General features: G+C 50.5%; 34 protein-coding genes and 1 pseudogene. 11 read left to right on the top strand and 24 right to left on the bottom strand.

The window, feature by feature from the left end; all coding sequences use genetic code 11:
• The 8 genes from C0560_RS08875 to C0560_RS08840 form a co-directional block, all read right to left on the bottom strand.
• Nucleotides 1-1,308: a terminase large subunit domain-containing protein gene (locus C0560_RS08875; RefSeq protein ID WP_248860036.1), complete on the bottom strand. Its 1,308-nt coding sequence runs from the start codon at nucleotides 1,306-1,308 to the stop codon at nucleotides 1-3.
• The gene (locus C0560_RS08870) at nucleotides 1,286-2,287 is read right to left on the bottom strand and encodes a terminase small subunit (protein WP_248860034.1); all 1,002 of its coding nucleotides are present in this window, start codon (nucleotides 2,285-2,287) and stop codon (nucleotides 1,286-1,288) included. The genes C0560_RS08875 and C0560_RS08870 overlap by 23 nt, the downstream gene beginning before the upstream one ends.
• Before the next feature lie 407 nt (nucleotides 2,288-2,694).
• Nucleotides 2,695-2,901 carry a hypothetical protein gene (locus C0560_RS08865; protein ID WP_127341498.1) on the bottom strand — a complete coding sequence of 69 codons (207 nt, stop codon included), beginning with the start codon at nucleotides 2,899-2,901 and terminating at the stop codon, nucleotides 2,695-2,697.
• A gap of 199 nt (nucleotides 2,902-3,100) precedes the next feature.
• Entirely contained in the window at nucleotides 3,101-3,310 is a 210-nt protein-coding gene (locus C0560_RS08860; RefSeq protein ID WP_248860032.1) for a hypothetical protein, read from the bottom strand.
• Between the two features lie 105 nt (nucleotides 3,311-3,415).
• Nucleotides 3,416-3,934 carry a Rha family transcriptional regulator gene (locus C0560_RS08855; RefSeq protein WP_248860030.1) on the bottom strand — a complete coding sequence of 173 codons (519 nt, stop codon included), beginning with the start codon at nucleotides 3,932-3,934 and terminating at the stop codon, nucleotides 3,416-3,418.
• Nucleotides 3,935-4,285: 351 nt separating this feature from the next.
• Nucleotides 4,286-4,747 carry a lysis protein gene (locus C0560_RS08850; RefSeq protein ID WP_248860028.1) on the bottom strand — a complete coding sequence of 154 codons (462 nt, stop codon included), beginning with the start codon at nucleotides 4,745-4,747 and terminating at the stop codon, nucleotides 4,286-4,288.
• Nucleotides 4,744-5,235: a lysozyme gene (locus C0560_RS08845; protein ID WP_248860265.1), complete on the bottom strand. Its 492-nt coding sequence runs from the start codon at nucleotides 5,233-5,235 to the stop codon at nucleotides 4,744-4,746. The genes C0560_RS08850 and C0560_RS08845 overlap by 4 nt, the downstream gene beginning before the upstream one ends.
• Complete coding sequence (locus C0560_RS08840; RefSeq protein ID WP_248860027.1) at nucleotides 5,235-5,450, bottom strand: class II holin family protein; 216 nt, start codon at nucleotides 5,448-5,450, stop codon at nucleotides 5,235-5,237. The genes C0560_RS08845 and C0560_RS08840 overlap by 1 nt, the downstream gene beginning before the upstream one ends.
• 117 nt (nucleotides 5,451-5,567) lie before the next feature.
• Between C0560_RS08840 and C0560_RS08835 the strand changes: the two genes are divergently transcribed.
• Nucleotides 5,568-5,939 (top strand): hypothetical protein, encoded by a 372-nt coding sequence (locus C0560_RS08835; RefSeq protein ID WP_103948523.1) that lies wholly within the window; start codon nucleotides 5,568-5,570, stop codon nucleotides 5,937-5,939.
• 159 nt (nucleotides 5,940-6,098) lie between these two features.
• Here the strand turns inward: C0560_RS08835 and C0560_RS08830 are convergent, their stop codons facing one another.
• The 12 genes from C0560_RS08830 to C0560_RS08775 all read right to left on the bottom strand — a co-directional run bounded on the left by C0560_RS08830 (nucleotide 6,099) and on the right by C0560_RS08775 (nucleotide 13,587).
• Nucleotides 6,099-6,914 carry an antitermination protein gene (locus C0560_RS08830; protein WP_248860025.1) on the bottom strand — a complete coding sequence of 272 codons (816 nt, stop codon included), beginning with the start codon at nucleotides 6,912-6,914 and terminating at the stop codon, nucleotides 6,099-6,101.
• A complete protein-coding gene (locus C0560_RS08825) occupies nucleotides 6,911-7,051 on the bottom strand; it encodes a YlcG family protein (protein WP_248860023.1) in 141 nt (46 codons plus the stop codon). The genes C0560_RS08830 and C0560_RS08825 overlap by 4 nt, the downstream gene beginning before the upstream one ends.
• Nucleotides 7,048-7,410, bottom strand: a complete 363-nt coding sequence (rusA, locus tag C0560_RS08820) for a crossover junction endodeoxyribonuclease RusA (protein ID WP_248860021.1) — start codon at nucleotides 7,408-7,410, stop codon at nucleotides 7,048-7,050. The genes C0560_RS08825 and rusA overlap by 4 nt, the downstream gene beginning before the upstream one ends.
• 1 nt (nucleotide 7,411) lies before the next feature.
• Nucleotides 7,412-7,618, bottom strand: a complete 207-nt coding sequence (locus C0560_RS08815) for a hypothetical protein (RefSeq protein ID WP_248860020.1) — start codon at nucleotides 7,616-7,618, stop codon at nucleotides 7,412-7,414.
• Nucleotides 7,618-8,220, bottom strand: a complete 603-nt coding sequence (locus C0560_RS08810; RefSeq protein ID WP_248860018.1) for a DUF1367 family protein — start codon at nucleotides 8,218-8,220, stop codon at nucleotides 7,618-7,620. Before C0560_RS08810 ends, C0560_RS08815 begins: the two co-directional genes overlap by 1 nt.
• Nucleotides 8,221-8,259: 39 nt before the next feature.
• The gene (locus tag C0560_RS08805) at nucleotides 8,260-8,502 is read right to left on the bottom strand and encodes a hypothetical protein (RefSeq protein ID WP_248860016.1); all 243 of its coding nucleotides are present in this window, start codon (nucleotides 8,500-8,502) and stop codon (nucleotides 8,260-8,262) included.
• 99 nt (nucleotides 8,503-8,601) lie between these two features.
• Complete coding sequence (locus C0560_RS08800; RefSeq protein WP_248860015.1) at nucleotides 8,602-8,826, bottom strand: DinI family protein; 225 nt, start codon at nucleotides 8,824-8,826, stop codon at nucleotides 8,602-8,604.
• 332 nt (nucleotides 8,827-9,158) lie between these two features.
• Nucleotides 9,159-10,853, bottom strand: a complete 1,695-nt coding sequence (locus tag C0560_RS08795) for an HNH endonuclease (RefSeq protein WP_248860013.1) — start codon at nucleotides 10,851-10,853, stop codon at nucleotides 9,159-9,161.
• A 276-nt stretch (nucleotides 10,854-11,129) separates the two neighbouring features.
• The gene (locus tag C0560_RS08790; protein ID WP_248860011.1) at nucleotides 11,130-11,807 is read right to left on the bottom strand and encodes a replication protein P; all 678 of its coding nucleotides are present in this window, start codon (nucleotides 11,805-11,807) and stop codon (nucleotides 11,130-11,132) included.
• A complete protein-coding gene (locus C0560_RS08785) occupies nucleotides 11,804-12,721 on the bottom strand; it encodes a replication protein (protein WP_248860010.1) in 918 nt (305 codons plus the stop codon). The genes C0560_RS08790 and C0560_RS08785 overlap by 4 nt, the downstream gene beginning before the upstream one ends.
• A gap of 84 nt (nucleotides 12,722-12,805) precedes the next feature.
• Nucleotides 12,806-13,357, bottom strand: coding sequence for a toxin YdaT family protein (locus tag C0560_RS08780; RefSeq protein ID WP_248860009.1), 552 nt, complete (start codon nucleotides 13,355-13,357; stop codon nucleotides 12,806-12,808).
• A 2-nt stretch (nucleotides 13,358-13,359) separates the two neighbouring features.
• Nucleotides 13,360-13,587 (bottom strand): YdaS family helix-turn-helix protein, encoded by a 228-nt coding sequence (locus tag C0560_RS08775; protein ID WP_072056838.1) that lies wholly within the window; start codon nucleotides 13,585-13,587, stop codon nucleotides 13,360-13,362.
• 102 nt (nucleotides 13,588-13,689) lie between these two features.
• Here C0560_RS08775 and C0560_RS08770 point away from each other — a divergent pair, with 102 nt between their 5' ends.
• The 3 genes from C0560_RS08770 to C0560_RS08760 all read left to right on the top strand — a co-directional run bounded on the left by C0560_RS08770 (nucleotide 13,690) and on the right by C0560_RS08760 (nucleotide 15,344).
• Entirely contained in the window at nucleotides 13,690-14,070 is a 381-nt protein-coding gene (locus tag C0560_RS08770; protein ID WP_047057724.1) for a helix-turn-helix domain-containing protein, read from the top strand.
• A gap of 156 nt (nucleotides 14,071-14,226) precedes the next feature.
• Complete coding sequence (locus C0560_RS08765) at nucleotides 14,227-14,520, top strand: hypothetical protein (RefSeq protein WP_248860008.1); 294 nt, start codon at nucleotides 14,227-14,229, stop codon at nucleotides 14,518-14,520.
• Between the two features lie 8 nt (nucleotides 14,521-14,528).
• Complete coding sequence (locus tag C0560_RS08760) at nucleotides 14,529-15,344, top strand: hypothetical protein (protein WP_248860007.1); 816 nt, start codon at nucleotides 14,529-14,531, stop codon at nucleotides 15,342-15,344.
• Between the two features lie 415 nt (nucleotides 15,345-15,759).
• Here the strand turns inward: C0560_RS08760 and C0560_RS08755 are convergent, their stop codons facing one another.
• The gene (locus C0560_RS08755; RefSeq protein ID WP_248860006.1) at nucleotides 15,760-16,260 is read right to left on the bottom strand and encodes a hypothetical protein; all 501 of its coding nucleotides are present in this window, start codon (nucleotides 16,258-16,260) and stop codon (nucleotides 15,760-15,762) included.
• A gap of 124 nt (nucleotides 16,261-16,384) precedes the next feature.
• On the opposite strand from C0560_RS08755, the pseudogene C0560_RS21015 reads away from it, so the two are divergent.
• The 7 genes and pseudogenes from C0560_RS21015 to C0560_RS08725 all read left to right on the top strand — a co-directional run.
• Nucleotides 16,385-16,495, top strand: a pseudogene (locus C0560_RS21015) (hypothetical protein); the annotation flags it as partial.
• A complete protein-coding gene (locus tag C0560_RS08750; RefSeq protein ID WP_202673653.1) occupies nucleotides 16,488-16,652 on the top strand; it encodes a YdaE family protein in 165 nt (54 codons plus the stop codon). The pseudogene C0560_RS21015 and the gene C0560_RS08750, both read left to right, overlap by 8 nt.
• A 138-nt stretch (nucleotides 16,653-16,790) precedes the next feature.
• On the top strand, nucleotides 16,791-20,000 hold the full coding sequence (locus tag C0560_RS08745) for a RecE family exodeoxyribonuclease (RefSeq protein WP_248860005.1): 3,210 nt from the start codon (nucleotides 16,791-16,793) through the stop codon (nucleotides 19,998-20,000).
• A gap of 9 nt (nucleotides 20,001-20,009) precedes the next feature.
• Nucleotides 20,010-21,095, top strand: a complete 1,086-nt coding sequence (locus C0560_RS08740; RefSeq protein ID WP_248860004.1) for a RecT family recombinase — start codon at nucleotides 20,010-20,012, stop codon at nucleotides 21,093-21,095.
• 40 nt (nucleotides 21,096-21,135) lie between these two features.
• A complete protein-coding gene (locus C0560_RS08735) occupies nucleotides 21,136-21,378 on the top strand; it encodes a DUF4060 family protein (protein ID WP_248860003.1) in 243 nt (80 codons plus the stop codon).
• Nucleotides 21,379-21,442: 64 nt separating this feature from the next.
• Complete coding sequence (gene xisR / locus C0560_RS08730) at nucleotides 21,443-21,658, top strand: excisionase family protein (protein ID WP_103947548.1); 216 nt, start codon at nucleotides 21,443-21,445, stop codon at nucleotides 21,656-21,658.
• Entirely contained in the window at nucleotides 21,658-22,878 is a 1,221-nt protein-coding gene (locus C0560_RS08725; RefSeq protein ID WP_248860002.1) for a site-specific integrase, read from the top strand. Before xisR ends, C0560_RS08725 begins: the two co-directional genes overlap by 1 nt.
• 66 nt (nucleotides 22,879-22,944) lie before the next feature.
• Here C0560_RS08725 and btuC read toward each other — a convergent pair whose 3' ends face one another.
• The 3 genes from btuC to pheT all read right to left on the bottom strand — a co-directional run bounded on the left by btuC (nucleotide 22,945) and on the right by pheT (nucleotide 26,718).
• Nucleotides 22,945-23,925 carry a vitamin B12 ABC transporter permease BtuC gene (gene btuC, locus C0560_RS08720; protein ID WP_123429045.1) on the bottom strand — a complete coding sequence of 327 codons (981 nt, stop codon included), beginning with the start codon at nucleotides 23,923-23,925 and terminating at the stop codon, nucleotides 22,945-22,947.
• A gap of 101 nt (nucleotides 23,926-24,026) precedes the next feature.
• Nucleotides 24,027-24,326 carry an integration host factor subunit alpha gene (ihfA, locus tag C0560_RS08715; protein WP_003857805.1) on the bottom strand — a complete coding sequence of 100 codons (300 nt, stop codon included), beginning with the start codon at nucleotides 24,324-24,326 and terminating at the stop codon, nucleotides 24,027-24,029.
• Nucleotides 24,327-24,330: 4 nt separating this feature from the next.
• Complete coding sequence (gene pheT, locus C0560_RS08710) at nucleotides 24,331-26,718, bottom strand: phenylalanine--tRNA ligase subunit beta (RefSeq protein WP_248860000.1); 2,388 nt, start codon at nucleotides 26,716-26,718, stop codon at nucleotides 24,331-24,333.
• Nucleotides 26,719-26,731: the final 13 nt, after the last annotated feature.

The following is a 26,731-nucleotide window of genomic DNA, read 5'->3' as shown; positions in this document are numbered from 1 at the left end:
TCAGAAAGTGGTGTCCATGGTGATTGAGTAGGCTGGCTTCACGATCGGGTAATCCTTCACGATGAAGTACCCGCCAGCGTCGTTGGGGTGATCGTTATCTGCTGATTTATCCGGTTCGCCGTTTGCCGCCCATATCTGCTGCTCGAGGCTTTCGGTATAGACCGGGCAGTTCTGGACGTTCACCAGATACCGGCGTTCACCGTTAGCGTTGCAGAACATGGCGTTCATCGAGTTGATGCGGTCTTTAACCGGCGGGTTGGCATCATCGACGATAACGCTGAATCCGGCGTCGTTAAGCTGAGCAATATCGGTCTTGCTGGCGTTCTGCGATTTGCGGGAATCGCCTGAGGCATCCGGATAGATGTAAATCTCCCGGCTTTTAACGTAGCGGCCATCCTCGTATCGCCAGAACTCCTCCTGGATGCGTTTGATCATCGCCGGGGTGTCGTAGACCTTCACCAGCTCACGAACGGCGCGCGGCAGACTGTTGCGTTTCACGTGAACAATCGCAGCCATTTTCCCCACGTTGAAGTCCATGCCGATAAACAGTGGATCGTTGTCCTGAATCTCGTCAGTGCAGTTATTAAGTTTACGGTTGAAGGTGTGGTAAATCGTCCCGCTGTTCAGGTTAGTGAACTTGCCGCGCAGATAGGCCTGGATCAACTCGTCCGGGTATGAGCTGAGCAATGACGGAATGTAATCGTCAGGGAGGTTCTTCGCATTGTCGAACGTGCTGGCCTGAATCAATCCGTACAGGGCAGCCAGTTCAGGCCTATCCCGCACCGCCTTCACGAATTGCTGATAGACGAACTTGAAGCCTTCCGGTGTTGTGGTGACATCAATACCGTTTCGCAGACCCGGAACGTTGTAACGCATACGCGCGATGATTTTTCGCCATGCCTGCTGCGCTTTTGCCGCCGGCATAACGTCCAGCTCATCCACCATCGCGTTTCCGATTTTGAAGCCGACTATTGAGCCGGGTTTCTCCATCGAGCGGCAGATCGTTGTTCCGCGATAACGCCGCCCTTCGTAGAAATGGACCTCTTTGTTCCCCTCATTGATTTTGACGCTCAGGCCCCAATCGTGGGCAACTTCCTCAACGGTGGGATAAAAGATGTCGCGGATCTGAGGGTACGTCGGCGCGAAGTAGCCCTGGTTAATCTTCGGGAACTCCCACATTCCCTTGCAGATGCCGCCGCAACCCACCCACGTTTTACCAGAACCGAAACCGGCAACGTAGGCTTTGAACTTATGCTGCATCGCGAGGAAGCGCGCCTGAGGAATGTTAAGTGTCGGGCTGATCCCCATCGTCTGCCCTCGCATCCACTACGTTGATATTGATCTGCACTGGGGTTGGTTCATCGCCCTCACCATCACCGGCCAGCTCTTTACGGAGTTTCTCGATCTCCAGAAGACGGCGGTCGATTTCGATTTGCTGCAGCTTCTGCGCGAACTCACTATCTGCCAGGCCAAGACGCTTCATCACCGCTTCAAACATGCGTTCACGGCTGATGGCTGTGATTTCAACGCCGTTCTTGCCGACTTTCACACCGGAATAAGCGAGCCGGGATATCGCTGGAAGTTTGCGTGTATCAGGGAAGTAAGCCTGGCCAAGTCCATCACCGTTGCAGCGTGGGCACGCGGGGTTTGGTTCCCGGTTGTGGTCGTAGCCATAGCCGCCGGTGTCCTCAGGCTGTCTTGCCTCTTCTCGTCCTTCAACCTTAGCAAGCTCCTCATCAAACTCTACGGCATCCCGCCACTGGTAGTGATGACCGAAGCCCCAGCAGTAACGACACGCACCGCGGCGATACTGCGAAAGCTGATTTGCATCGAAAGTGGCGAGCTGCCACATCTGCGCGAGGACTTCATCGGCACTGCCAAGCGTGCGCGCAATGGAGGCTTTCTGCTGTCGAGCTATAGCCCGCGCAACCTTAACATTTGATAACAGCCGACTTGATTGCTCCCGCGCGGTTTTCTTGCTGTACCCAGCTCGGATAGCAGCCCGAGTGGCGTTGTTGTCCTTCAGATACTCCGCGACAAATATTCGCTGCTGAGCAGTAAGTTCTTCATCATCCACCAGCACTTCTGCGCTTTGTTCTTTCTGCGCAGTGCGCATTTTTTTCTGCGCAGATTTTTGCGCAGTTTGTGCAGAAGGTTTTTTGATATATCGACGGGCGGTAGCGTAGTTCAGTCCCTGCGCTTCACACCACTCCTTTGGTGATACGCCGGTTGCGGCATGTTCGGACAGGAACCGTTGCTGAAGCACGCCCCAGTCCGGTTTATTCATACTTTGTCCTTATAGATTAATCCTTATAGGAACTTTATGGTTGAAGTGTGTAGTGCCAGTCCGAGGTATATAGTATGTATGGTTCAACCGGAGAAAAATGATGCCTGGAAATTCAACTAATGAAGCAATAAATCAAGCGTACCAAGCTATCGTAATGCAGCTTTACAATGTCTACTTAAATTCTGCAGATGACTCGACTGCCTCTGGTAGATTTGAGGCGGGATTAGTTCTAGCACGACAAGTCAGAGATAATTGCTATAAGATTGCCGCACAGCATCCTGAAACTTCAATGTAACACTTTCAAATAATCACTATATAAAATGTTTGGCTAAAGAAATAATTTATGGCTAAAAAGGCCAGCAGATACTGGCCTTTTTGATTATGCATCTGGCAATTTTATTCAGAACTTACTCGCTTGGTAAATCTGGTTCTACGATTACCCCTACCAGGCGGTAATCGTCCTCAAGATAGAACGTTACTCTCCCCGGAATAACTTCTTGAGTGATTAGATCACTTCGCCGAACAAACCGGCAAACTCTGCCTTTCAGCTCGTCAATAGTAGGTGATACAAACTCACTTTCAAACGGCCACGGTACAGGACGGTTATCGCTCATAAAGCCTCCTCATCATTATAGGGTTTTATGATTATTGTTGCGAATCTCGAAATGTCCTTAATAGAAAAGTATGTTTCTCGCACTAAGAACCATCCACAGGCACAAAGTGGAACTGTTTTAAGCTGTCCGGTCTGAATCTCCACGGATAATCTAGACACTTCCGAGTCGTTGATGGCAATAAAAAACCGCCCTAGAGCGGTTAGATTTTTTTATCTTTGGCAAGTTTTTTGAACTTGGCTGTCGCTGTACAGTTAAATATTGGGATGCTTACTCCACCAACAATAGTCGATCCACCACTGGAGGTTTTAACTAATCCAGCTCCCAGTAAATCCAGAGCCTCATTATTTTCTTCAACCGTTCGAGTCGAGTAATGCCCATGTTTTTTCAATTCGTTAACAACACTTGCCATAAACCCCCCTGCTTTCATTTACCAAAGTTATCGGCACCGGAGCAGAAAAATTTAATCGTATAAACGCCTTTATCAAGCCCACCCGCAGACGAGCTTTGTAATGGCTTATCCGATCAGCAAGTCAGGCTGGGTGACCTGCATGATGTGTTCATGCTCCACGGCTAGAACGCGCTTCTCTTTCTTGCGCTCATTCATCAACCGGCTGCCGATTGTTCCTTTCAGTTTTGAACGAGTTTCTTTGATGGCGTAGCGGTGCTGCATTTCTTCGCCCATGGCAACTCTTCGGCTCAGCTGCTCAGCCATCCAGTTAAAGGCATTGATGTAGCACTCCTTGACTGCGGCGGCTGTTTTGCCAGTGAACCCCATTACAAGCATCATGCATCCGTCCCGGGTGATGTTATACATCGGCTGAATATCGCCATTTTTATCAATGAAATCAATGGGCGCAAAATTGCGCTGGGTGAAATCATCGGAGCATTTCAGGTTACGTATGGCGCGCAAAACGTCTTTATGTCGCTTACCAAAGTAGCCCGCCACCTTGAGTGATGTGGTGATTATCTTGTTATCGAGGGTCGTGACCATTTCGCGAAAATCGAAGGCTGGAATAATTGACGGATTATTCATAGCGTTTTCCTTACTTGTGAGATGAACCTTTGCCGAATTGAAACGCCAGCCCACCGAAAGCTCGCCAGCACTAAACTGACGTCTCCAAAGGCTCATTTCACAGGTTAGGGTTCGGTGTGTTTTACTTGCATCGAACATGCGATAACCAATCAGGATCTGGCAGTTATCGCAGGCACATGCTCTACCGTTTCGGTCGGCAGTTCTTTGTGCGGGTTGGCACCGCAAAATGAAAAGCCCCACGAATGCGAGGCTTGATTAAATCATTTAATTTCAATTAGATATAGCTCACCTATTAATAGCTATGAGCGCGTTTCAATAGCCATGAATAGTCATAACCACTCGAAAATATTTTTATTTCAGACACTGATATTTGATGTAGTCCTGTAAATATCCGACTTGCTTAGTCACTGTGACGATTCGCTCTCTGAGGGTGAAATAATCCCGTTCAGCGGAGTCAGTAAGTCGGGGACCGGAAGCATCGCCCAGGCTGCCGGTTCCGGCCGTTCCATTAGCGGGACATCTGGCGTTGACGTGCAGCCCACACTTACCAGAGCTAACGCAACGCTGCAGATCTTCAAGCTGAGATTTCGCATCGGCTAATTCCTTCGTGTATTTAGCATCCAGTGCAGCGACATCTCGCTGCCGGGTCTGCATATCTTTGATGGTGGCCTTCGCCAGGCTGAGTTTCTCAGTCGCCTTATCGCGCTGGTCTTTGTATGTGATGGCGTTGTCGCGGTAGTGATTAATCGCCCATGCCATGGAAACCAGCAGACAGATAACGACAGTGCAGATGATTGCGGTTAATCGGCTCATTTCTGGCCCCACATGCAGACTTCGCGCTCAATCTCACGGCGCGTTATTAACCCTTTCCACTGCTTGCCGCCAGCATAAGTCCAGCGCCGCAGCTGATCGCACGCGCCTGTTTGGTCGCCCTGGTTAATTTTCCGCAACAACGTCGATGTCTTGAAATTTCCGGCGCCAACGTTATATACGAACGAGTAAAGCGCACCGCGCATAGTTTCGGGAATTGGCTTCAGGATATACGGGTCAATCTGGCGGGCGACATTGTTCAGGTCTTTATTGAGTAGCGCGCGACACTCAGACTCAGTGTAAGTCTTACCGAGCATGACGTCCTTTCCTGCATGCCCATAACAGACGGTCCAGACGCCGATGATATCCTGATAGGGTTTGTAACTCACTCCCTCAAGGCCATCGTTACCAGTTGGCCCGGTGATTAGCGCAGCGGCGATGGCAATCGCACTCCCGGCACCAATAACGCTGTTTCGCAGTGCTGGGGACATCATTCACCTCTCGCGGCTTTACGCCGATCTTCTTTGATTTTGAAATACAGATTCGTCAGATACGTAAGTAGGCCGAAGAGGAGACTCCCTAGCACACCTATAGCAGCCCATTGAGATGGACTGACTTTATCGAGCACTTGGAACAACCAGAATCCGGCATTCCCGGCTGATGCCCCATAAGCAATACCCGTTGTTAGTTTGTCCATGCGATACATGCTCTCACCTCGCGTAGTTAGCGGGTGTTGAAAGTTTTAAGATGATTAGTCGATATGGCTAAAGCTGAGGGATTGTTCTACCGATAATGATATGAACATTTACTCTGGGAAATTTTTATGCAGACAGTCTCTACTTACAAAGACCTTGCAAACGCAATAGCCTGTGGTTCAAACAAAATAGAAGTCACTGGTGATATAACGAAGGGTACTGTAAAAATCGTCGCCAGCGGCGCAGTTACATGGGCTATTGCTATTGGCGCAATTAGCATCGCGTATGCAGCATTTGCTATGACACCCGCGACGGGAGGAACTAGCTCCGCATTATCAATGATTGCTGCACCGGCTGCAGTAGCCAGCATTGGATTACCAGCAACCACGGCAGCAATTGCGATTGCGACTGGAGCAGGGTCCATATCGGCCATTAAAAAATTAAGACAATATAAAATCGAATCACACGTAGATGGTAAAGCGATTTTAGTTAAAAGATAATTACGGAAGAATCACACAGGTACAGAAGTGTGCTCTGGAAAAACATAAAAAAGCCCCACGGTGTTAACCGCAGGGCTTTATACGAAGGCAATAACCCATCGTTAGAGCAAAATTACCACAGATTCGGGAAAAGTAAATAGCTCACGATAAAATAACGCCCTATTTTGTTATCTGTTTAAGTTGCTCCTCTGCCCATGCCTCTTCGACATCGAACTTGTTGATTAGCTGATCGTAGAATGGCTTAACGGATTTCTTCCAGGTATCTAGCGTGATGGCATCAGTTATCTGGCAAACAGCTGCATACGCCTCAGTCGAAGGGATTCGCTCATAGCCGCGCCCACTGCAGCGTTTGCAATCGGCCAGAACCGGCACGCCCTGTTTATCAGTGAGAACCTTGTTAACCGCTTTACCGCGGCCCCGGCAATCGCCGCAAGCGCAGCTAATCACCTTTTTCCCATTGCAGGCTGAACAGATAACACGCGCAACCTCTTTCACCTGGCGTTTAACTTCAAAATCACTCGGAGACTGCTTGAGGTCTTTTGCCCACTGAGGGAGTTTCATGGTGTAGTGCGATTTCATCGTAAACACGTCAGCCTCAATGAACCCCTGCCCAGCGCAGCATTCGCACTGCTTCACGCTGGCGGCGCTGCGAGAATAGTCCTCAAAAGCAAAGGTGGCCAGCTGGCGCATCACCAGCGGTTTAACTCCGACGTCCAGTTTGCGCAGGGCCGCTACGCTATCGCATTTGGTCAGTGCATACTCGGCCAGCAGTTCAATCGCCCTCTCCCGGTCGTTATTGCTGATACCCATCTTGCCCAGGAAGGCACTGTAACCCATCGCAGCCCGTTCTTGGGTCATACCCATGGCAGCCATGATATCCGTGCCGGTCAAAGAATCTGAGGCAGTTGCGCGCGGAGAGTCGCTGATCAGCGTGGATTTTGCGAAGTGGTATTTCACTGTGTTTTCAAGATTCATTCAGCAGCTCCTGCCATGTAGTAAATGCGAATAAAGTTACGGAGGATGCGATAGTCCACCAGCACCGAACCGGGACGCCGATAAACGCGGAGACGTTGCCAACGTATGCGGAGTATTTCGACCAGCTCTGGACTCATGGGGCCTCAAGTTCTGTAATAGTCATTTCGAGACGGCCGCCTTTCACGATCGGCATTTTCACAACGCGGTAATCGATAACCTGGCAATCATCCACCCAGAAACCCGCCTTGGTTAAAGCGTCGAATGCAGCTTTTTGCAGGTTATCCAGATCGCGGCGCCGGCGGTCAGGCATGTGGCATTCAATACGCATTTTGAGCGGTGAGGCCGTGCGGATATTCAGCAGACTTTTGCGAACAATAATGGCCACGGCGTTCCGGTAGGCGACGCCTTCGGCGCTTATATGCGTACGCCCTCGGTTGTGTCGGTAATAGCGATTGTTGCTCGGCGGCCAGGGTAATGTGATTTGATATGTATTCACTTTACCCCCACATCCGTTTACGCCAGCGGCTATCAGGGCGCGCTGGGATGTTTGTTGTTGGCAGGAACGCACTGACGGTCCAGGTGACAAAATCCGGGTTTAAGCTGCGCTCAACACGCACGCCCCGCGCTTTATAGCGCCGTAGCAATTCGTCGGCCTGTTCGGTGCTGCAGTCGGTGTGATGGAAATAGGAGTATTTCATCGCCATCACCCCGCAAAACCAAGCAGCTGCGCGGCTACGTTTTCGGCTTCATCGCGACTGCTGAATGAACGGGACAAAATCCAGCGCCATAGGACATCGAGCGCAGCCTTGTAGAGCTGCTGGAACTCGAGTTCTTCCATGTTGGCAAAAGAGATACTGCGAGGGTGTTTTCGAAGAGTGCCGTCGGGCAGTTGGATGGCGTCGAAGTGCCCTGCCTCGACGATCACCCAGGAGCGGTATGCATCGAAGGACTTGCAAAGACTGATACCATTCGTGATGCGGCGATTGGCGACCTGTTCCAAATATTGCTCAGCAGCATCGATCAGCGCGCTTTCATTCCCGGCATAGGTTGCGAGGAATTTAGCGTAGCCGTTAATAAGCTTGCGCTCATTACTGGAGATAGCTCCGCCGGTAGGTTCCCAGTATTCAAAACCGAGATTGAGAAGCGCGAAAAAGCGCCGGTGGAATGCCGGGTTTCGGACCCGCTTGAACTCAGCAACCAGAACGTCGCCGAGCTTAATTTTTGATTGCAGAATATCGCTGGTCTCGGGTGTGGCCGGGATCAGAATACCTGTGTGGTGCTTAATGAGTTGTAGTTCGAGCGCCATGGTTTTCTCCGTGGCGCATCAGGTATAGGTTGTTCAGGCCTATGAAAGAATAATATCAGACGGCGGGATGAGCCGGTAGCCCAGACGTGTAGCAAACTGCATAAACCCGTTGAGGGTAAAGATTTCTTCATCCTCAAGGAGAGGACGCAATGAAACCAATCCATTTACGCGATAAACAAGATATCTTCCATCAGCCGGGAAGCTATAAATCACTTCTTTATCGGCCCTTCTGACCACATCATACCAATGGTCATCAGCTGTAATGGTATTAGTACTGCTCACTATTTCCCCCAAAGCGACATATTGACGCAGTTAATAGTTATTGGGAGCAGCTATACAAATAGCGATATACTTTTAAACTGCCCCTTTAAACTCATGCGGTCAATAAAACCACTCGTCGGCGCTTTCCCAAATCTCTTGGAGTATCTCTTCAACTTCTATCTTGTCTCCTCCAAAAACGGTAAGTCCATCATTGCTGGCGCGCCTAATAGTCAGCTTACAATCTGAAAACTGTTTGGTGAGGCGTCCCAGTAATTCTGTCTCAAAAGCTGGTATAGCTCCATCAGGAAGATTCTTTGTACGATCAATGGTTAACTCAACTTTCATAATTTACCTCGCGCCACATCACTGTATGTTTATACAGTGCATTTATAACCCTATCGCCCAGTTTTTGCAACGATTTAAAGGCACAAAATGTACATCAAGTCATTTAAACAGGTAGGTTGCTTTTTTGATAAAAGTCTTTAGCAGTGGATATTTATATCTTGCCTGCTCAAGGTATTTGAATGTAGTCACAAATTGCCAAGCCAAATTGTTAGAAATTTCCGCAATGATCACGTTATGTCAGTGGGCGATATCCCCTCCTCCGCGCTTATCACAACCAGACGGAGAGAACGAAATACTGTCTAGCGTAACCTCCGGTATGGTAATAACAATAATCAATGTTTTCCTTTGAACTGTGCCCAGCGTGCAGCTAAGCGAGCTTTATCTAAGCGATATCGTAATGGCGTGATCACAATTCCCTCATATTCTTCCCATTCAATGCCTGACGCAAAATGCACAGTCATAGATTCCGGATTTATGCCCATGAGATGGCGGTCATACAACTTATGAAAGGTAGGCGACAAGAGCACGCCATTGCTAGCGTTATAGCAGCCGTCTACAGCCGCACCTTCAATGTGCGCTGCCTCAAGTACGCCGCCTAAACGCTTACGTGACACCGCACAGCGCTCCCCAAAATTCTCTAATACCAGTTTACGGAAAACAGCTTGTGCACGGGGATCACGCAAGAATATTTCGGCCACGCGACCACTAGCCTTTAATTCAATGTCAATAAGATCCTGTTCTTCTTCCTGGATAGCGGTGATTTGTTGTGGCCGTTTGTTTTTCAGTTCAAAACGGTATTGCTCGCCCTCATATGTCCAAATTGCCTCCCCTTTAACCTTGATCTCACGACGGAAACGGCGGGCATCGGCATCTTCACCTATTGCGAGCGACTCCATTGCATGCCAGGTGCTGCGGTATTCGGTACCGTTCACGATCACTGGGTCAATAATATGCTGCGGGTCACTCTGATATCGGGCTTCTCGCGCCGCGTCTTGCGCTTTGTCGCGAGCATTCTGCTTCTCTTCTTTCGACCAGGTTCGTTTGACCGGTTCAGGGACAACCACTGCAGGAATTTTATCCGAATTCACATTACTAACATCAGGGAAGATAGCTGGATCATTGGCCGGATCTTGCGTAGCAACTGCCGGAGCAAATTGCTTCATAAAAATTTTTGCCTGTTCGAGTGCGTTCAGCCCATTGTCTTTATGATGGATATGATACTTAAGAAAATCAGCGTAACGCACTCCCACAAGCGCCCGCGCATCAGCAAGGCGAACCGTATTTATCCCTCTAGCATTATTGGGCATGTTCGGCAAATCATATGTACGTGGATTCTCGGTGCTGGTGGATGGTTTGCCACCCAGTAACCGTGCGCTTACCGTTCCCTTATATTGCAGCGGCTTGTCTGTCACACTTACCGTTTTGGGATGTTTGGTTTCAGGAATAGCTGGCGGGGTGTAGCTTCTTCCATTCTTCTCAGCCAGATACTTTAAGACGTCACGCATATCAACCCGCGTACGCAAGCGCTCCTCATGCTTTTCTGCAGCAATACGTTCGTGTTCTTCGCGGATTTCGCGGGTTCGGCTGCGGGACTCTTGAACTACAGGATGATCCTGCAACCGCTCAAGAATTTGAGTACTGGTATATTCGAGTTTAGCGAATCCTTTTGCCATATCCCAGATTTCAGTTCCTCGATGTTGCCTATGAGTAATGTTAAGCAAGTTAAAGGCTTTATTCGCTTCATTCATGCGCCGAGCATGTAGTCTTTGCTCCGTCAGTTTCTGTTGTATCTTCGCTTCCCCTTGGCGCGCCTCTTCCAAAAGGTTGCTATCTCTCACAGAGCTTTGAGTTTGTTCAAAACTTAAGCCTGCGCGAAGCTGGCGTAATATCAGATCATATATTACCCCTCCTTTGTAATGCCCCATCGTGAGATTTAAAGAAGACATAACTTTTTGAGCTTTCGCTCGTTCTTCCATCCGCGCAGCTTTCGCCAATAGGTTCTTTTTAGATTTACTTTTCTTTGCCATTACAGTTTCTTCGTACAAAGGTTTAAACGGTGCTATAGAGCAAACTGCATAATGGCACCACCACCATAAACTTTAAAAAGGATCGTAAGCACAGCCTAGATACATTCCGAAATATCATCCAGTGAAGAAAACACTTTCATAAATACGCTTTCCGGCTGGAAACATTATATTCGTCTCCCACCTAAAAGGCATCCGGTTGTAACTCTACAGCCTATACAAAAGAGATAGGTTTTCTTTAGCAACTCTTTGCAGGCTTAGCAAGAGTTACTGCGGTTTCTAAGAATTTTTCATGCGCTCATACTTCGCTTTAAGCAGCTCAGCTGGCGTTGGCCCTTTCGGGGTCAGTGGCGCTGCCAACGCGCGCCGTACCGGTGGGATTGGCTTACCTTCCAGCACACGCTTTTCCCACATATCCAGAATGTCACTGGCTTCGCGCTCAAGCTCTTTGTGACACAGCTGCCCATCAGTTCCGCGGCGCCGCAGCTCGAGGCAAATGTGGTAGTAAACCAGCTTCGGCCAAGGATACTGCTCGCTGCTCGGGTACCGAAACACCAGCTTGCGCCACTTCCAGTACTCAGCCATAACGTCAGCAGTGGTGATCCCCAGCACACAGTGCCCTTCCCTGCACCACTTGATAAACTGGCCAGGCGATGGCAGGAATGGTCGCTCCTGGCGCCGCACGATGCGCATGCCCGCTTCAACCTGTTCCAGGGTGGTGATCCCGTTTTCTTTGAAGGCCAGCACCCACTGTCGGCGGATCTCGTTCACATCCTCCTGGCTGCGATTAACCAGGCTTGCGGGGAACGCGGCCGCCAGCTGTACGAACAGCCCGTTGATAATCTGCGCCACCTGCTGCGTTTGTTCTCGCTCGGTGTACTGCTCAGGCATGTTGTGTGCCATGCGGCGGGCCTGTTCGCGGTCAAAATTGCGAATACCCTCGGCAAGGTTTTTCATTCCAGCACCCCGCAAATCCAGTCGGTGTTATGCAGGTCGATGCTGCCCCGGGATGGTTTTGCCGCTCCGGTTGCGCGCAGTCGTTTGGTGGTGAGCTGATCCCACTGCTTGCGCAAACTCGAAGGGCTCAGGATGTTGTCTTTCCAAAACTCGTCTCTGTTGGCCCACTGGAACAGGTCGCAGATTTCGTAGTGGGTACGATTGTCCTGGACACGCATCAGCCTGATGGTGTTTGCCCATTCAGCCCAGTTTGGTTCGGATAACGAGGCGTTAACGGTGAGAAGCTTGTCGTAAATCCAGTGACTGGCCTTGAGGTCGTCAGCCGTTCCCCATGATTTACCTGCCGGAGTGTATATCCCATCGGCAGCTTCAGGGTGGCGAGAGAGAAACTCTTGAGTTTTCTGGTTTCGGGATTCTTCAGAATTCCGAGACGAGGATCTTTTACTACTGTTCTTGTTATAGTCTTGGGTGTCTACCGTTTCCGGGAAGATTTTTCCCGTTTTCGGTAACATTTTTCCCGATTTCGGGAAGACTTTTCCCGTTTTCGGTTTGTCCAAAATCCAGGCGGAAAGGTCAGTATTTATACCGACAATTTTCATCATACCCTGCTTTTGACTGAAGATAATTTTGCGTTCTGCAAGCGATTTAAGCGCATCAGAAACATGGGAATCACTCAGCCCTGTAAGCTCGGCGATCACCGTGTTCGTAACTCGGTCCTGTTTCTTATTCCAGCCGTAGGTAAGCCAGATCACCGCTTCAAAACACTGCCACTCCCGGCCTGACATTCTCAGACGAGGCTTAAGCTGTTGGATCTCGTTAGCGACCTTGGTATACCCGTTCGACAGGTCGGCCATACGACCTCCCGGTTGTTCGGTTCTGTGGGGGAAATTGATAATTTCAGCTGTGTTTGACATACTTAGCTCCGCAATTACACTCCGTTTTTGCACCTGAAAGCCGTTGGTGTTCGAGCACCGCGGCTTTCGCCTTTTCTGAAGTCTTCACATTGCACCCAACATGGTGGTGACCATCGCCAGCAGCGGCGCCGTAAGGTCCGGATCGACACGGAACATTTCAAAAATCCCCTCGCCTAACTCCTTCAGTTTTTCCTTCTTCGGTGCATCGAGCATCAGAGCTTGCTTCACCTCACTTACTTCCTTTTCCAACCTGGCCATGCGGTAGGCAAACGAGTCGTTCTTTACAACACGATCGCGGTATCGAAGCGGTAATACGGACATGATCGCTGGCACCAGCCGTTCGACGTTCTTTCGGTACGATGCGGAGTCTTCTTTGTTGTCGAGCCAGCGGAACAGCTTCACGTTCCAGACATCGGCTTGGCCTGAGAAATCCACTCCATCAAGTTGAAATTCTTCCGCCGCTTTTTGAATCTGAAGTGCAACAACCACGCGCCCTTCTGCTGCTGCCCACGCCCGAACCGCAGAGCAGATATCGCGATGCTCTATCGTCCGATAAGTAGGCTCGCTTTCATGACATGGGAATATCAGTGGATTAGAGCAAGCTCTGCTACTCTGTTGAAATGAAACAGTTTGCATTGTTAAGGCTCCTGTTTAGGTAAACCGTCGGTGGGGTTTGGGTAGAGATCTGGGCGTAGTTCATGCGGAGTTACACCCGTCATTTTATAAATGAGAAATATGTAGCTTGGCGGAACGATTCCTTGGTCGCGATTCTTCCAATGACTTATCGACATACTCGTTACGCCAAGTGCAATGCTGAGTTTTCTAGCTGAACCAGCGACTTTAATTGCTTTATCTAGTGCGGACATGTATTTCTCCTACTTATCATCAATAAAAGTAAACCACAGATTTACATTTAATGCAAACCTTGGGTTTATTGTGTGTGTAAACCAAGTATTTACAATGACTATATGAGAAAAGAAGAACCCAACCTTGTTTTGGTAGAACGCCTAACTGAGATCAACAAGCGCGGCGTTACTAAAGCAGACATGGCACGCATAGCTGGAGTCACCCCTCAAGCCGTTAACGGCTGGTTCAAAAAAGGAGTGATTAGTAAAAAATCAGCACTGGCCATAGCCGACGCAGTTGGCATTTCTGTCGCCTGGCTACTAGGGGAAGGCGTTAGTGAAACAGACGGACTCAAGGCGAACGAACAACGCTTACTGGAGCTCTATCGACAATTCCCAGAAGATGAACAACAGAACATGCTACGGATTTTTGCCCTTCGCTTGAAAGAACTTGATGAAATGTATGAAAAATATATGAGCAAGCGAAACAAAGGTAGTGATTGAGGCTCGATATGGAGCACTACGACGCAACATTGTCTGCGCTTCTCTTGCCTAAGTCCTACAACAAGGATTGATATTCCTTTAGTTGTCACAATATGTAATTCATAACAATTATCCAAACTTGCTTTAACAAGCGTTCATACAGTAATGAGGATCCACATGTCAGAAAAAATGTCTCGACTGCCAAGAACAGAGTCTTTTCAGGAACATAGTGCTGAGTTCGGTAATATCATCCCCCATCCTGTCAACAAAGATATTGTCAGTATTCAATTTATGACTACAAGAGCTATACCTGTGATAAAAAGTGTAAACGACAAAAATCAAGGTAGTGTGCAAGTTGAGGTGGCCATGGAGACTGAACTTCAACACTCTTGTTCAGTAAATATGCACAAAAGTCAACTTGAAGGCCTTATACAAAACATTGAAGAGTTTTTAGAAAATCATAAAGCATAGGTAATACTATGGATCAAGAATGCAAAACTCTTCATGGCACTATTCGTCTGAGTTACTCGGAAGGTCAGGATGATAAGCCACTTACAGTGGTCATGCCTGAGTCAGACCGCGAAACCTTTATGATGGTTGCTCAGCAGGTATATAGTGTCACAGAACGAAATGCCAAAAAGAAAATGGGAGCAAGTGACGATTCTCGTGTAGACTCAAGTGGTGAAATACTCTATATCGATGTCCCAAGTGATGAAGATACCCAAGATGAGTCTTACATTGTCCCACAAGGAGAAAAGGAAGCTCCTCAAAAGGAGGCAATTACTATGTCTGGAATGAGCCGTGAAGAACTACAGGCACATTTGGATAAAAACAAGGCCGAAGTTTCCGCCATTGCTTCTGATCTGCGTAGCGAAATGGAAAAATGGAGTAAAGATAACTCCGAAAAAATTTCTCAGCTTACCATCTCTATCAACGCCCTGAATGCCAACATAGAAGGTAAAGCGGAAGCTACAAACGGAAGATTAGAAGGTGTTCAAAGCCAAATGAATGGCATGAACACTGCTATCGCAGGAGTAAGTACAGCTATATCTGGTATCCAGTCGGGGTTATCAACAAAACTGACGATATTTGGTGTAATCATAACTGTAGTCATAGCGCTGGTAGGATTTGGTGCCAACCTTATGTCTGGTAATACGTCGAAAGTGCAGCCGGATGCCCCGCAGCCTATAGTAATCCAAGTACCGCAGAGCATCTCGCCACCTGCACCTGCACCTGCACCTGCACCTGCACCTGCACCTGCACCTCAAACGAATACACAGCCCCATTCCAATTGAAATAACAAATTAAAACCGGCCTGTGTGCCGGTTTTTTTATAACTGCTCACAATCCACTCTATCTCCATCCTTCCTCCCCGCTAACCACTCTCTGATGCTTTAAAAAGTTACTTTTTTTGCCTACGTTTCGCTGGACACGTCGCTAAATCAGCTTTGTAAGCCATCGATTTACAACCAAACAAAACCCATGATTGACATAAATATAAACCAGTGATTTAATCATTATCACCAAGACGCACTACGAACCACTAAGGCAGGACGCCCACGAAGTAGCCGCCGACGGCATATGAAGAGTCGGATGAGGTGGAGAGATTAACGCGCATCAGGTGTAAACGTTCCGCTGGCCGGCGATAAGGCATAAGAAAAGCGCCCAGCAGGACGCTTCGCTCTTTAAAAATCTGGGTATCCCTGAATGTTAGCTAATCCAGCTGGCATCAAGAGTGTAGTTAGAGGTATTCATCGAGTAAGAGGCATTACAATTATGGCAAAAAGATTGGTGAAAATAGCATCTGGCATGAGCGTTATAGTACGGCTCTCCAGTAGGCTGAAGTATCGATACTATTCTCTTTGTAAAACACTGTGGGCAAAGATGCACTGTTACCTTCTTTTCACCCACAATCTGCTCCTTCGAATACACAAACGTACCAGATTCAAGTTGATTGAAAACATAACCTTCAGTCTGGGATTGAAAATCTTCGTACTCTGCAATTTTTGCTTTGAGAAGCATTGCTTCTTCTTCACGTTGACGGATCACATCACCGAGAGAGAAGCACTCCGCCTGAAGTGTAATTAACCTGTTCTGAAGTTCAATCGTGGCAGCTTTAACTTCCGCATCAGTTTTTGCGTCGTTGATGACTTTGGCTAAACCTGCGGTCTCTTTTATGGCGGCCATGGCAGCTGATAGTTCGGCAATCACTACGAATACTCTTCTTGTTGCTGGGGATATCCAGATTAAACGAATCCTTGTTGTTGGGGAATAGCAGGATCCACCGAGCCTGATGTGGTCAAAAGACAGGCATTACAAGGAGATCAAAGTGACTGATTACGCACGTAAGCCATCACGGCAACAGGCAGTAAAGCTGAATTTCTTCGAGGTGATTCTTCGCCGCCTGTGCTACCTGCTGGCGCAAAAGGGGAATCCAGATGTGTAACTCAACGAAATGCGGGTACTGCAGCAAGCCGGTTGAACCGGAGGAAGTAGTCAAAAGTACCCTTCTCTATCGCAACGGCGCACAGCTGGCGCGAAAAGAAAAAGAGTATTGCTCTGAACGCTGTGCTTCGTACGACCAGATGGCCCACGAAAGCTAACGTAAAAGCCGCGCAAGGCGGCCCGTACGTCCGGTGACACCGACCAAAGTTCCACCGGAAAACTACACAAAACCAAAGTTAACCCAATGGGCGCTATCTCTGGCCCGGGGATCTTACATCCAAAAAAGAGGATCTCACATGGAATTTTTCTATGTAGTTAAGGCTACGCAGAAATCCGGCAAAGAAGACGCAGTGATTTGGTTCACTGCTAAATCAGAAGCCCGTGCAAACCTGCAGCTCGATGTTGAGCTGGAAGATGCCGGTATTGAAACCGGACGCGGTAAGGATTACGCCAAACCGGTTCGCACCGATTTCCCGGTGTATAACGACCTCACGGAAGAAAGTACCGTGGATTACACCTGGTGCAAACGCTACGAACTGCAGGACGATGGACGCACTTGGTTGCCAAAGGCTGGTGCTGAGTCTACTGGACCCGTGGACAACTTTGCCGCACCGGAAACTACCGTTAAAGTCGAAACTACCGTCGAGAGTGTCCCGCTTGAAAACCGCACTCCAGCGGTTCGTTATGCCGTCCACCTGACCAGCGACAAATACCAGTCACACATCACTAAAGAGCAGCAGCTGGCTGCCAGCGAAATGTCACTGGATGAAGGCAACACTTATCTCCAGAACCTGCTGCTGGCGAAGAACGACATCCCTGAAATTGCCGAGCTCAGCCTGAACGCTGAGTGGAAACTCGTTCAGGCGATAAAGCAGGTCTTCGCGCCAGATGAAGCGCACGAAACTGAAATTATCGCTGCATTCATGGCTGACTGGGCGAGAGCAGATGCCGGCGACCGCAATCAGTTAGTTGAAGAGTGGAGAAGCGGCAAGCTTGCTCTTCTCAAATCAGAAAGCACCAGCGACGCCGACGTTACAACTGGTCATGATCTCAAACCTGATAACGGTATCCAGATTGACGAGAATGATGACGAAACCACACGTTATCCAGTCGTTCGTATGCCCTTCCGCAAGCAGCTACTCGCCCAGTTTACCGCCGACGAACTGCGCCACCACTTAACTCGCGAAGAATACGAAGGTATCAGCGCGCTGGAGATGGACACTGACAACGGCTACGTCCAGAACCTGCTGCTGGCGGCAGAAAACTGCGAAGAGGTTAAGGGTTACGATACCAAAGACCTGTGGCGCTATACCGATGCTATTCGCAAAGTGTTCAGCAAGGATAAGCGTCACGAACTCGCTTTGGTTCTCCGTTTCACCAGAATCTGGGCGGCGACTGATTATATCGATCGCGGCATTCTCGTTCGCGAATGGGGTACCGGTAATCGCATCAGTAATGTTCAGCGCACTGATTCTGGGACCAATGCAGACGGTAGCTATGTAACGGATCGCGGCGAAGGCGCGCATCACACTCTGGACACCCTCGATCTTGAGATCGCATGCGCCCTACTGCCTATGGACTTCCACCACTTCGAAATTCCTTCGAGCGTGTTACGACGTGCCAAAGAAATCGTGGCGAAGAAAGAAGAACCATGGAAATCATGGAGCGCCATCCTGCGTAATCAGCCCGGCATACTAGCGGTGAACCGTGCGGCAATCTTCAACCTGATCCGCATCGCGCCAGAAAACATCCACCACACGCCAGCGGCTCATCTTGAGTTTGTGAATAAAACCATGACGGCTGAATTTAACTCTGCTGTCGAGTTGCTGCCGCTTACTGCGCCAGTTATTGACCCTGATGTGCCTGTAAAACAGCCGCATGTTGAAAAGCTCGGCGATGGTATGTTCACCATCGATGGCTTGATGAACGAAAAACGACCAGAAAAAGATGGCCGTTCATCGGTTAACCTGGAGACCACCAGCAGTGTGCAGATGGAAAAGACTGAGCCAGAGAAAGTCGAAGTTATTGATGCGATATCACCAGGCGAAGGCGCTGATGCGGCTGATCAACAAACAAATACCGTAGCACCAACTGATATTCTGGCCGCCGCGGCCCCAAGCCTCGCGAGCGACACCGCATCAGAAATCAAGCTGGACGCGCCGGAGGTAGACCCCAGACAGCCAGAAGCGCAGCAGGATGAACCCACTGTCGAATACCCGGCATTCTTCGAGCCAGGTCGTTATGAAGGTCTGCCAAACAACGTTTACCACGCCGCGAACGGGATCAGCAGCACGCAGGTAAAAGATGCCCGTGTGAGCCTGATGTATTTCAACGCGCGCCACGTCGCCAAGACTATCCAGCGCGCGCCGTCAAAAGTACTGGATATGGGTAACCTGGTTCATGCTCTGGCGCTACAACCTGAAAATCTCGAAGAAGAATTCAGCGTGGAGCCGGAGATCCCAGCAGGTGCGTTCACTACCGCCTCTACTCTGCGTGAGTTTATCGATGCGCATAATGCCAGTCTTCCAGCATTGCTGAGTGCTGACGATATCAAAGTGCTGCTGGAAGAACATAACGCAACTCTACCCGCTCAGCTGCCGTTGGGCGCAAGCCTGGAGGAAACCGCACAGAGCTACATGGCGCTGCCGGCTGAGTTCCAGCGCATTGAACCTGAACAGAAGCAGACTGCAGCAGCGATGAAGGCCTGTATCAAAGAATACAACGCCACCCTACCTGCGCCGGTAAAAACCAGCGGTAGTCGCGATGCACTACTCGAGCAACTGGCACTGGTCAATCCCGATCTGGTTGCGCTGGAAGCACAGAAGCCTGTTCCGTTGAAAGTATCCGGTACCAAAGCCGACATGATCCAGGCGGTGAAATCCGTCAAACCCGATGCCGTATTCGCTGACGAACTGCTCGATGCATGGCGGGATAATCCGGGTGACAAAATCCTGGTTACGCGCCAGCAACTGGCAACCGCACTGGCTATTCAATCTTCGCTGCTGGCGCACCCGACCGCAGGAATGCTGCTCCAACACCCGAGCCGTGCCGTTGAGGTGAGCTACTTCGGCTTTGACGAGGAGACCGGTCTGGAAGTTCGTGTGCGCCCTGACCTCGAGATCGACCTGGACGGAGTGCGTATCGGTGCCGATCTGAAAACCATCAGCATGTGGAACGTTAAGCAGGAAGGTCTGCGTGCCAAACTTCATCGGGAAATCATCGAGCGCGATTACCACCTGAGCGCGGCCATGTACTGCGAAACCGCGGCGCTGGACCAGTTCTTCTGGATTTTCGTCAACAAAGACGAGAACTACCACTGGATCGCCATTATCGAGGCATCCGCAGAACTGTTGGAATTAGGCATGCTCGAGTATCGCAAAGCGATGCGAGCTATCGCCACCGGTTTCGACACTGGCGAGTGGCCAGCGCCGATCACTACCGATTACACCGACGAACTGAACGACTTCGATCTGCGTCGCCTTGAAGCGCTGCGTACTCAGGCATAAGGGGGAACTATGCAAAACACTAACGTGACCGTTACCGACCAGAATTCCGTTGTTAACTCCAACGTGGCCCTTTTCGACTCACAGTACCTTACCGCCATCAGTTCATTCGCGCAGATTATGGCTCAGGGTGCCGCGACGGTTCCCAAGCACCTGCAGGGCAATCAGGCTGATTGCATGGCTGTAGCGATGCAGGCGGCGCAGTGGCAAATGAATCCTTTCGCTGTAGCGCAGAAGACCCACCTGATTAACGGTGTCCTCGGATATGAAGCGCAACTTGTTAATGCCGTCATTTCGCGTAGTGGCGTGCTCACAAGCCGCTTTGAATATGAGTGGTACGGGCCATGGGAAAAAGTTGTTGGAAAATTCCATATCCGTAAAGGCGACAAAGGCGAGTACCGCGTCCCGGGCTGGACCATGGCTGATGAAGCTGGGATCGGCATCATTATCCGCGCAACCCTGAAAGGTGAAGATAAGCCTAGAGAACTTGATTTACTTCTGGCTCAGGCCCGTACCCGAAACTCCACCCTTTGGGCTGATGATCCTCGACAACAACTCGCGTATCTGGCCGTCAAGCGTTGGGCGAGACTGTTCTGCCCTGATGTAATCCTCGGTGTGTATACGCCTGATGAACTGGACGATCGCCGCGTTGAGCGCGAAGTAAATCCGGCCCCGGCCCAGCACGTAACCCTTGCTGATATCTCAGGTGACAACGTAACAACCACTCAAAGCGCGCAGGTGTCGGCTTCCAACATCGATACTCTAGCCGATGATTTCCGGGATCGCATCGAAGCAGCTCAGGATGTCGATAGTGCAAAAGCTCTTCGTGCCGACATCGAGAACGTAAAAGCAACACTGGGATCTGCCCTGTTCACCGAGCTGAAAAACAAAGCCGTGAAGCGTTACTACCTTGTGGATGCTCGCAATAAGGTTGAAGCGGCGATCAACTCCCTGCCCCAGCCCGACGAGCCGAATGCAGCAGAGCGGTTCGCGGAAGCCGAGCATGTCCTGGCATCTTCAAAGCGTCACCTGGGCGACGAACTGCATGACCAGTTCAGCATCACCCTGGCGGATATGAAACCGGAATACGTGGCCTAACGAGACTGGGAGGGGGCAACCCTCCCCTTAAGGAGACTACATGCGACTGATCAATCGAGGCAGTAAGCAATCCCCTTTAGCTCGCCAGGCATGTGACATCGCACTCGCCGCCCACCAGCAAAGGTACGGCAACTATGGGCGCAGCAAGATGAAAGAGACTTACACGGTGAAAGTTGAAGGCGTGAAGGTCTGGGTTGAGGTGGTGAATCGCAAGACGAGCTATGTGGCCACAGCAATGACCGGCATGCGTCGGCTCCGTTCCTTACCCGGTCAGGCCTCCTGATATCGGAATATCAATTATTTTTAACCGGCATCTTTATACTGATGCCGGTTACCTGAGGTGAACTATGTCACAGGTAATTTTTAACGAAGAGTGGATTGTTGAGGCCAAACTCACCGAAAGAACTGGGCTCTCAAGTGGGCAAATCAAGAGCTACCGTCTTAAATCATGGGTCAACGGCATCCATTTTAAATACGTTACCGCCGATGGCAGAACAGAGTCCGAGAAAGGACTTGCCTGGTACAACTACCCCAAAATAAACCATTTCATTAAGGACGCGTAATGGCAGGCTTTCCTACCGGTGTTGAAATCCACAACGGTAAACTGAGGATATCATTCAAGTATAAGAATATTCGCTGCAGGGAAGTTTTGCAGGGTTGGGCAGTGAACAATTCCAACATCAAAAAGGCCGGCAATCTTAGAGCACTGATATGCGCTGAAATTCAGCTGGGTACATTCAAATACGAAGAGCGTTTTCCGGAGAGCAAAGCACTTAAGAAGTTTTCGGCGCCCGTTAAGAGCGTCTTAACCTTTGGAGAGCTGTGCGATGCATATCACGCAGTGAAAGAGGTGGAGATCAACCCGGCAACGATGATGATTACTCGCTCGGTCAGTACTCTCTTCACGAAAATTATCGGAGAAAGCACTTCTCTTGAAGAAATTCAGCTAAACGATATGTTGTTGTACAGGAAGAAATTACTTGAAGGGGAATTTAAGGCCAGATCCGATGGGCAACGCACCGTCAGAACTGTTAACGCCTTCATGGGGCAATTATGCAGAATGCTCAGCTTCGCTCACCAGAGTAACTACATCCAGCACAAGCCGTTTGAGAACATAAAGAGTCTGAAGACATCTGAACTTGATCCAGACCCATTGCTGAAAGAAGAATTTCAGGAGCTATCTAAGCACTGGCAGGGTCAGCATTTAAACCTTTGGTCGTTTGCCGTCTATACCGGCCTACGTCATGGTGAATTGACCGGTCTGGCTTGGGAGGATGTCGATCTAAAAAATGGCGAGGTCCATGTTAAGCGTACAATGACGCTCACAAAGAAGTTTGGTCCACCGAAGACAAACGCCGGGGTGAGGACCGTAAAGCTGTTAAAACCGGCGCTGGAAGCGTTAACGAGGCAATTCGAACTTACTGGCAATAAGGTGCCCGCAGAGATCGACTTTTACCACCGCGAACGTGGGAAAATTGAAAAGCAAAGCCTGAGATTCTGCTTCGTGCCCAACCATGATGAAGGGGAAATGAGCAGACATTATTCACAGAGCACGATAAACCTGACATGGCCGGGCGCCATGAGAAAATCAGGCGTAAGGTATCGTAGTCCCTACCACACCCGGCATACATATGCCTGCTGGTTACTATCAGCTGGCGCAAATCCATCGTTCATTGCCAGCCAGATGGGGCATAAAAATGCGCGTATGGTTTACACCGTATATTCAAAATGGATCGTGCGGATGAACGATGACCAGATAGACATGTTAAACGGGAAAATTTAGCGGAGTGCCCCCACGGTGCCCCCGGCGTTATGCCAAATTGAATAATATTCAATTATTACAAAGAGTTCAGCGACTCGCCTTTAATAGTAGCCAGATAAATACGGGCGCGCCCAGTGTTGCGGTCACGACCCCAATCGGCAGCTCGGCGGCACTCATGGCCAGACGGGCAATAATATCGGCAATCAGCAGCGTTGCCGCGCCTGCAATGGCGGCGGCGGGCAGTAAAGTACGATGATCGGTAATCCCACCGAGGCGCAGCATATGGGGAATCACCAGGCCAATAAAACCTATGGCCCCGGCCAGCGCGACGCTGACACCAACCATCCAGCCGATAGCGACCACCAGCACATTGCGCCACAGGCCGATCGACAGGCCCAGCTGGCGGGCAGAGATCTCACCCAGCGCCAGCATGTTTAGCGGTTTCGCCTGGAAAGCGGCCCACAGAATCGCCGGCATCAGTATCGCCATCAGCCAGCCCTGCCGCCAGTCCACGCCGCCAAAACCGCCCATCATCCAGTACATCAGCTGGCGCAGGTCGAATGAGGTGGAGAAATAGACCGCCCAGGTCATTAAGGCGCTGCAGATAATCCCCAGCGCGACGCCGGCCAGCAGCAGACGGCTGGTCGATAAATGCCGTCTGGCGAAGCGCAGTAAAATCACGGTGATAAGCAGCGCACCGGCGATGGCGCTAAGGCTCACGCCCCAGCCAGAAAGGCTTCCACTGCCCAGCATCGTCGCGGCGATAAGGCCGACGCCTGCGCCATTGGAGACGCCGAGCAGCCCCGGTTCCGCCAGTGGGTTTTCAAATAAGGCCTGCATGATGGTGCCACACAGCCCCAGCGCCGCACCGACCAGCACGACAGCTACTGTGCGCGGCAGGCGAATTTGCCAGACAAACAGTTTGCCCTGATCGCTCAACCAGTGTTCTGGCCCGATCCACTGCTCTCCGGCGCACAGACTCACGGCAAAAATGGCGAGCAGAATTGTCATCAGTGCCAGCAGCCAGCGCAGATCGGAACGGTGTTGTTGACGGGCAAAATCGAGCATGGGTTCGGTTTTCGTGTGAGTGATGATGTTGATTTTACGGTGGGTATGCCTTCGCGCAAAGAAAAAAGGCCGCGATTGCGGCCTTTTTGGGTTAGTTCATATTACTCTGCTTTGGGCGTTGCGTTTTCGACACGGCTTTTTAACTTCTGGCCGGGTCTGAAGGTCACCACGCGGCGGGCTGTAATGGGAATATCTTCCCCCGTCTTCGGGTTACGACCCGGACGTTGGTTTTTGTCTCGCAAATCAAAATTGCCAAAACCGGAGAGTTTTACCTGCTCACCATTTTCCAGAGCACGACGGATCTCTTCGAAAAATAGCTCTACCAGCTCTTTGGCATCCCGTTTGCTAAGCCCAAGCTTATCAAACAGATATTCTGACATTTCAGCTTTTGTAAGCGCCATAGGTTCAATCCCTCAATGATGCCTGGAATCGCTCTTTTAATGCCTCTACACATCTGGCAACGGTAGCGGCAATCTCCTCTTCTTCGAGTGTACGGCTGGTATCCTGAAGGATAAGGCTAATAGCAAGGCTCTTAGAACCTTCTGCTACGCCCTTGCCGCGGTACACGTCAAATAAGTTTACGCCAACTACCTGATTTACGCCAACTTTCTTACATTCGGCCAAAATATCTGCTGCGGGCACATTTTCAGCGACCACAACGGCGATATCGCGGCGATTCGCCGGGAAGCGCGAAACGTCCTGAGCCTGAGGAACCACGCGGTCTGCGACCTTATTCCACTCCAGCTCAAACACCATGGTGCGGCCATTCAAGTCGAGTTTGCGTTCCAGCTCAGGATGAACAACACCAACGAAACCAACGCGTTCACCGTGTAAATAAATGGCAGCGCTCTGGCCCGGATGCAGGGCTGGAATGGCTTCTGCGCGGAACTCAATTTCAGAAAGTTTACCGGTCAGTTCGAGAACTGACTCCAGATCGCCTTTCACATCGTAGTAATCAACGCTGTTTTTGGTCAGATCCCAGTGCTCTTCATAGCGGTTGCCGCAGATAGCGCCAGCCAGCATCAGATCCTGACGGATACCAAGATTTGCCTGGGTATCAGGCACAAAGCGCAGACCAGTTTCGAAGATGCGCACGCGGCTTTGCTGACGATTCTGGTTATACACGATGGTGCCAAGCAGACCGGTCCACAGGGAGAGGCGCATCGCGGACATTTCGCTGGAGATCGGGCTTGGCAGAATCAGGGCTTCCTGGCCTGGGTGGATCAGCTGCTGCAGTTTCGGATCCACGAAGCTGTAGGTGATCACTTCCTGATAGCCTTTGTCATTCAGCATGGTTTTCACACGCTTCAGGGACAGATCGGCTTCGCGATGGGTGCCCATCATCAGGCCGGCCTGTACTGGCTCGTCAGGGATGTTGTTGTAGCCGTAAATACGAGCCACTTCTTCCACCAGGTCTTCTTCGATTTCCATATCGAAACGCCAGCTTGGTGCAACGGCCTGCCACTGGTCCTGGCCTTCGGTAACCTCACAGCCCAGACGGCGCAGGATATCGCTCACCTGCGCATCCGCAATGTGATGGCCAATCAGACGATCCAGCTTGCTACGACGCAGCGTGATGGTCGCACGCTGAGGCAGCGCAGACTCATTGGTCACATCAATCACTGGACCTGCTTCACCGCCGCAGATATCGATCAGCAGGCGAGTCGCACGTTCCATCGCTTTGTACTGCAGTGCCGGATCAACACCGCGCTCGTAGCGGTGAGAAGCGTCCGTATGCAGACCGTGGCGGCGTGCGCGGCCGGTAATAGACAGCGGGCTGAAGAATGCACACTCCAGCAGAACATTTTGCGTGTCGTCGTTAACGCCTGAGTGCTCGCCACCGAAGATGCCGCCCATGGCCAGCGCTTTGGTGTGGTCAGCAATGACCAGCGTATCGGCATTCAGTTTGGCTTCGCTGCCGTCCAGCAGAACCAGCGTTTCACCCTCTTTCGCCATACGCACGACGATCCCGCCTTCGATACGATCTTTATCGAATGCATGCATCGGCTGGCCGAGTTCAAGCAGAACGTAGTTGGTTACGTCAACCACCGCATCGATAGAACGAATTCCGCAGCGACGCAGTTTTTCTTTCATCCACAGCGGGGTTGGCGCTTTGACGTTAATGCCTTTAACCACACGACCAAGGTAGCGCGGGCAGGCGTCAGCGGCTTCGACCTGAATCGGCAGCGTGTCGGTAATGGTTGCCGCAACGGGTGCGATCTCCGGCACGTTCAGTTCGGTCTGGTTCAGCACCGCAACGTCGCGCGCCACGCCGATAATCCCTAAGCAATCGGCACGGTTTGGCGTCACGCTGATTTCAATGGTGTTGTCATCCAGCTTCAGGTATTCGCGGATGTCAGTGCCAATCGGCGCATCAACGGGCAGTTCGATAATGCCGTTGTGATCGTCGGAAATACCCAGCTCGGAGAACGAGCACAGCATGCCTTCTGACGGCTCGCCGCGCAGTTTGGCTGCTTTAATTTTGAAATCGCCCGGCAGAACCGCGCCGACAGTGGCGACAGCCACTTTCAGACCTTGTCGGCAGTTTGGTGCGCCGCAGACGATATCGAGCAGACGCTCGCCGCCAACGTTCACTTTTGTCACGCGCAGTTTGTCGGCGTTCGGGTGCTGGCCGCACTCGACCACTTCACCGACAACCACGCCGTTGAATGCGCCGGAAACCGGCTCAACGCCGTCCACTTCAAGGCCAGCCATGGTAATTTGGTTAGAGAGCGCTTCGCTGTCGAGCGTGGTGTTCACCCATTCGCGTAACCACAGTTCACTGAATTTCATTGTTCTGTCCTGC

This window comes from Lelliottia sp. AC1, assembly GCF_023278595.1.
GTDB lineage: Bacteria > Pseudomonadota > Gammaproteobacteria > Enterobacterales > Enterobacteriaceae > Enterobacter > Enterobacter nimipressuralis.
Note: the sequence above shows the minus strand (reverse complement) of the source record. Positions and strands in the feature narration are given on the sequence as shown.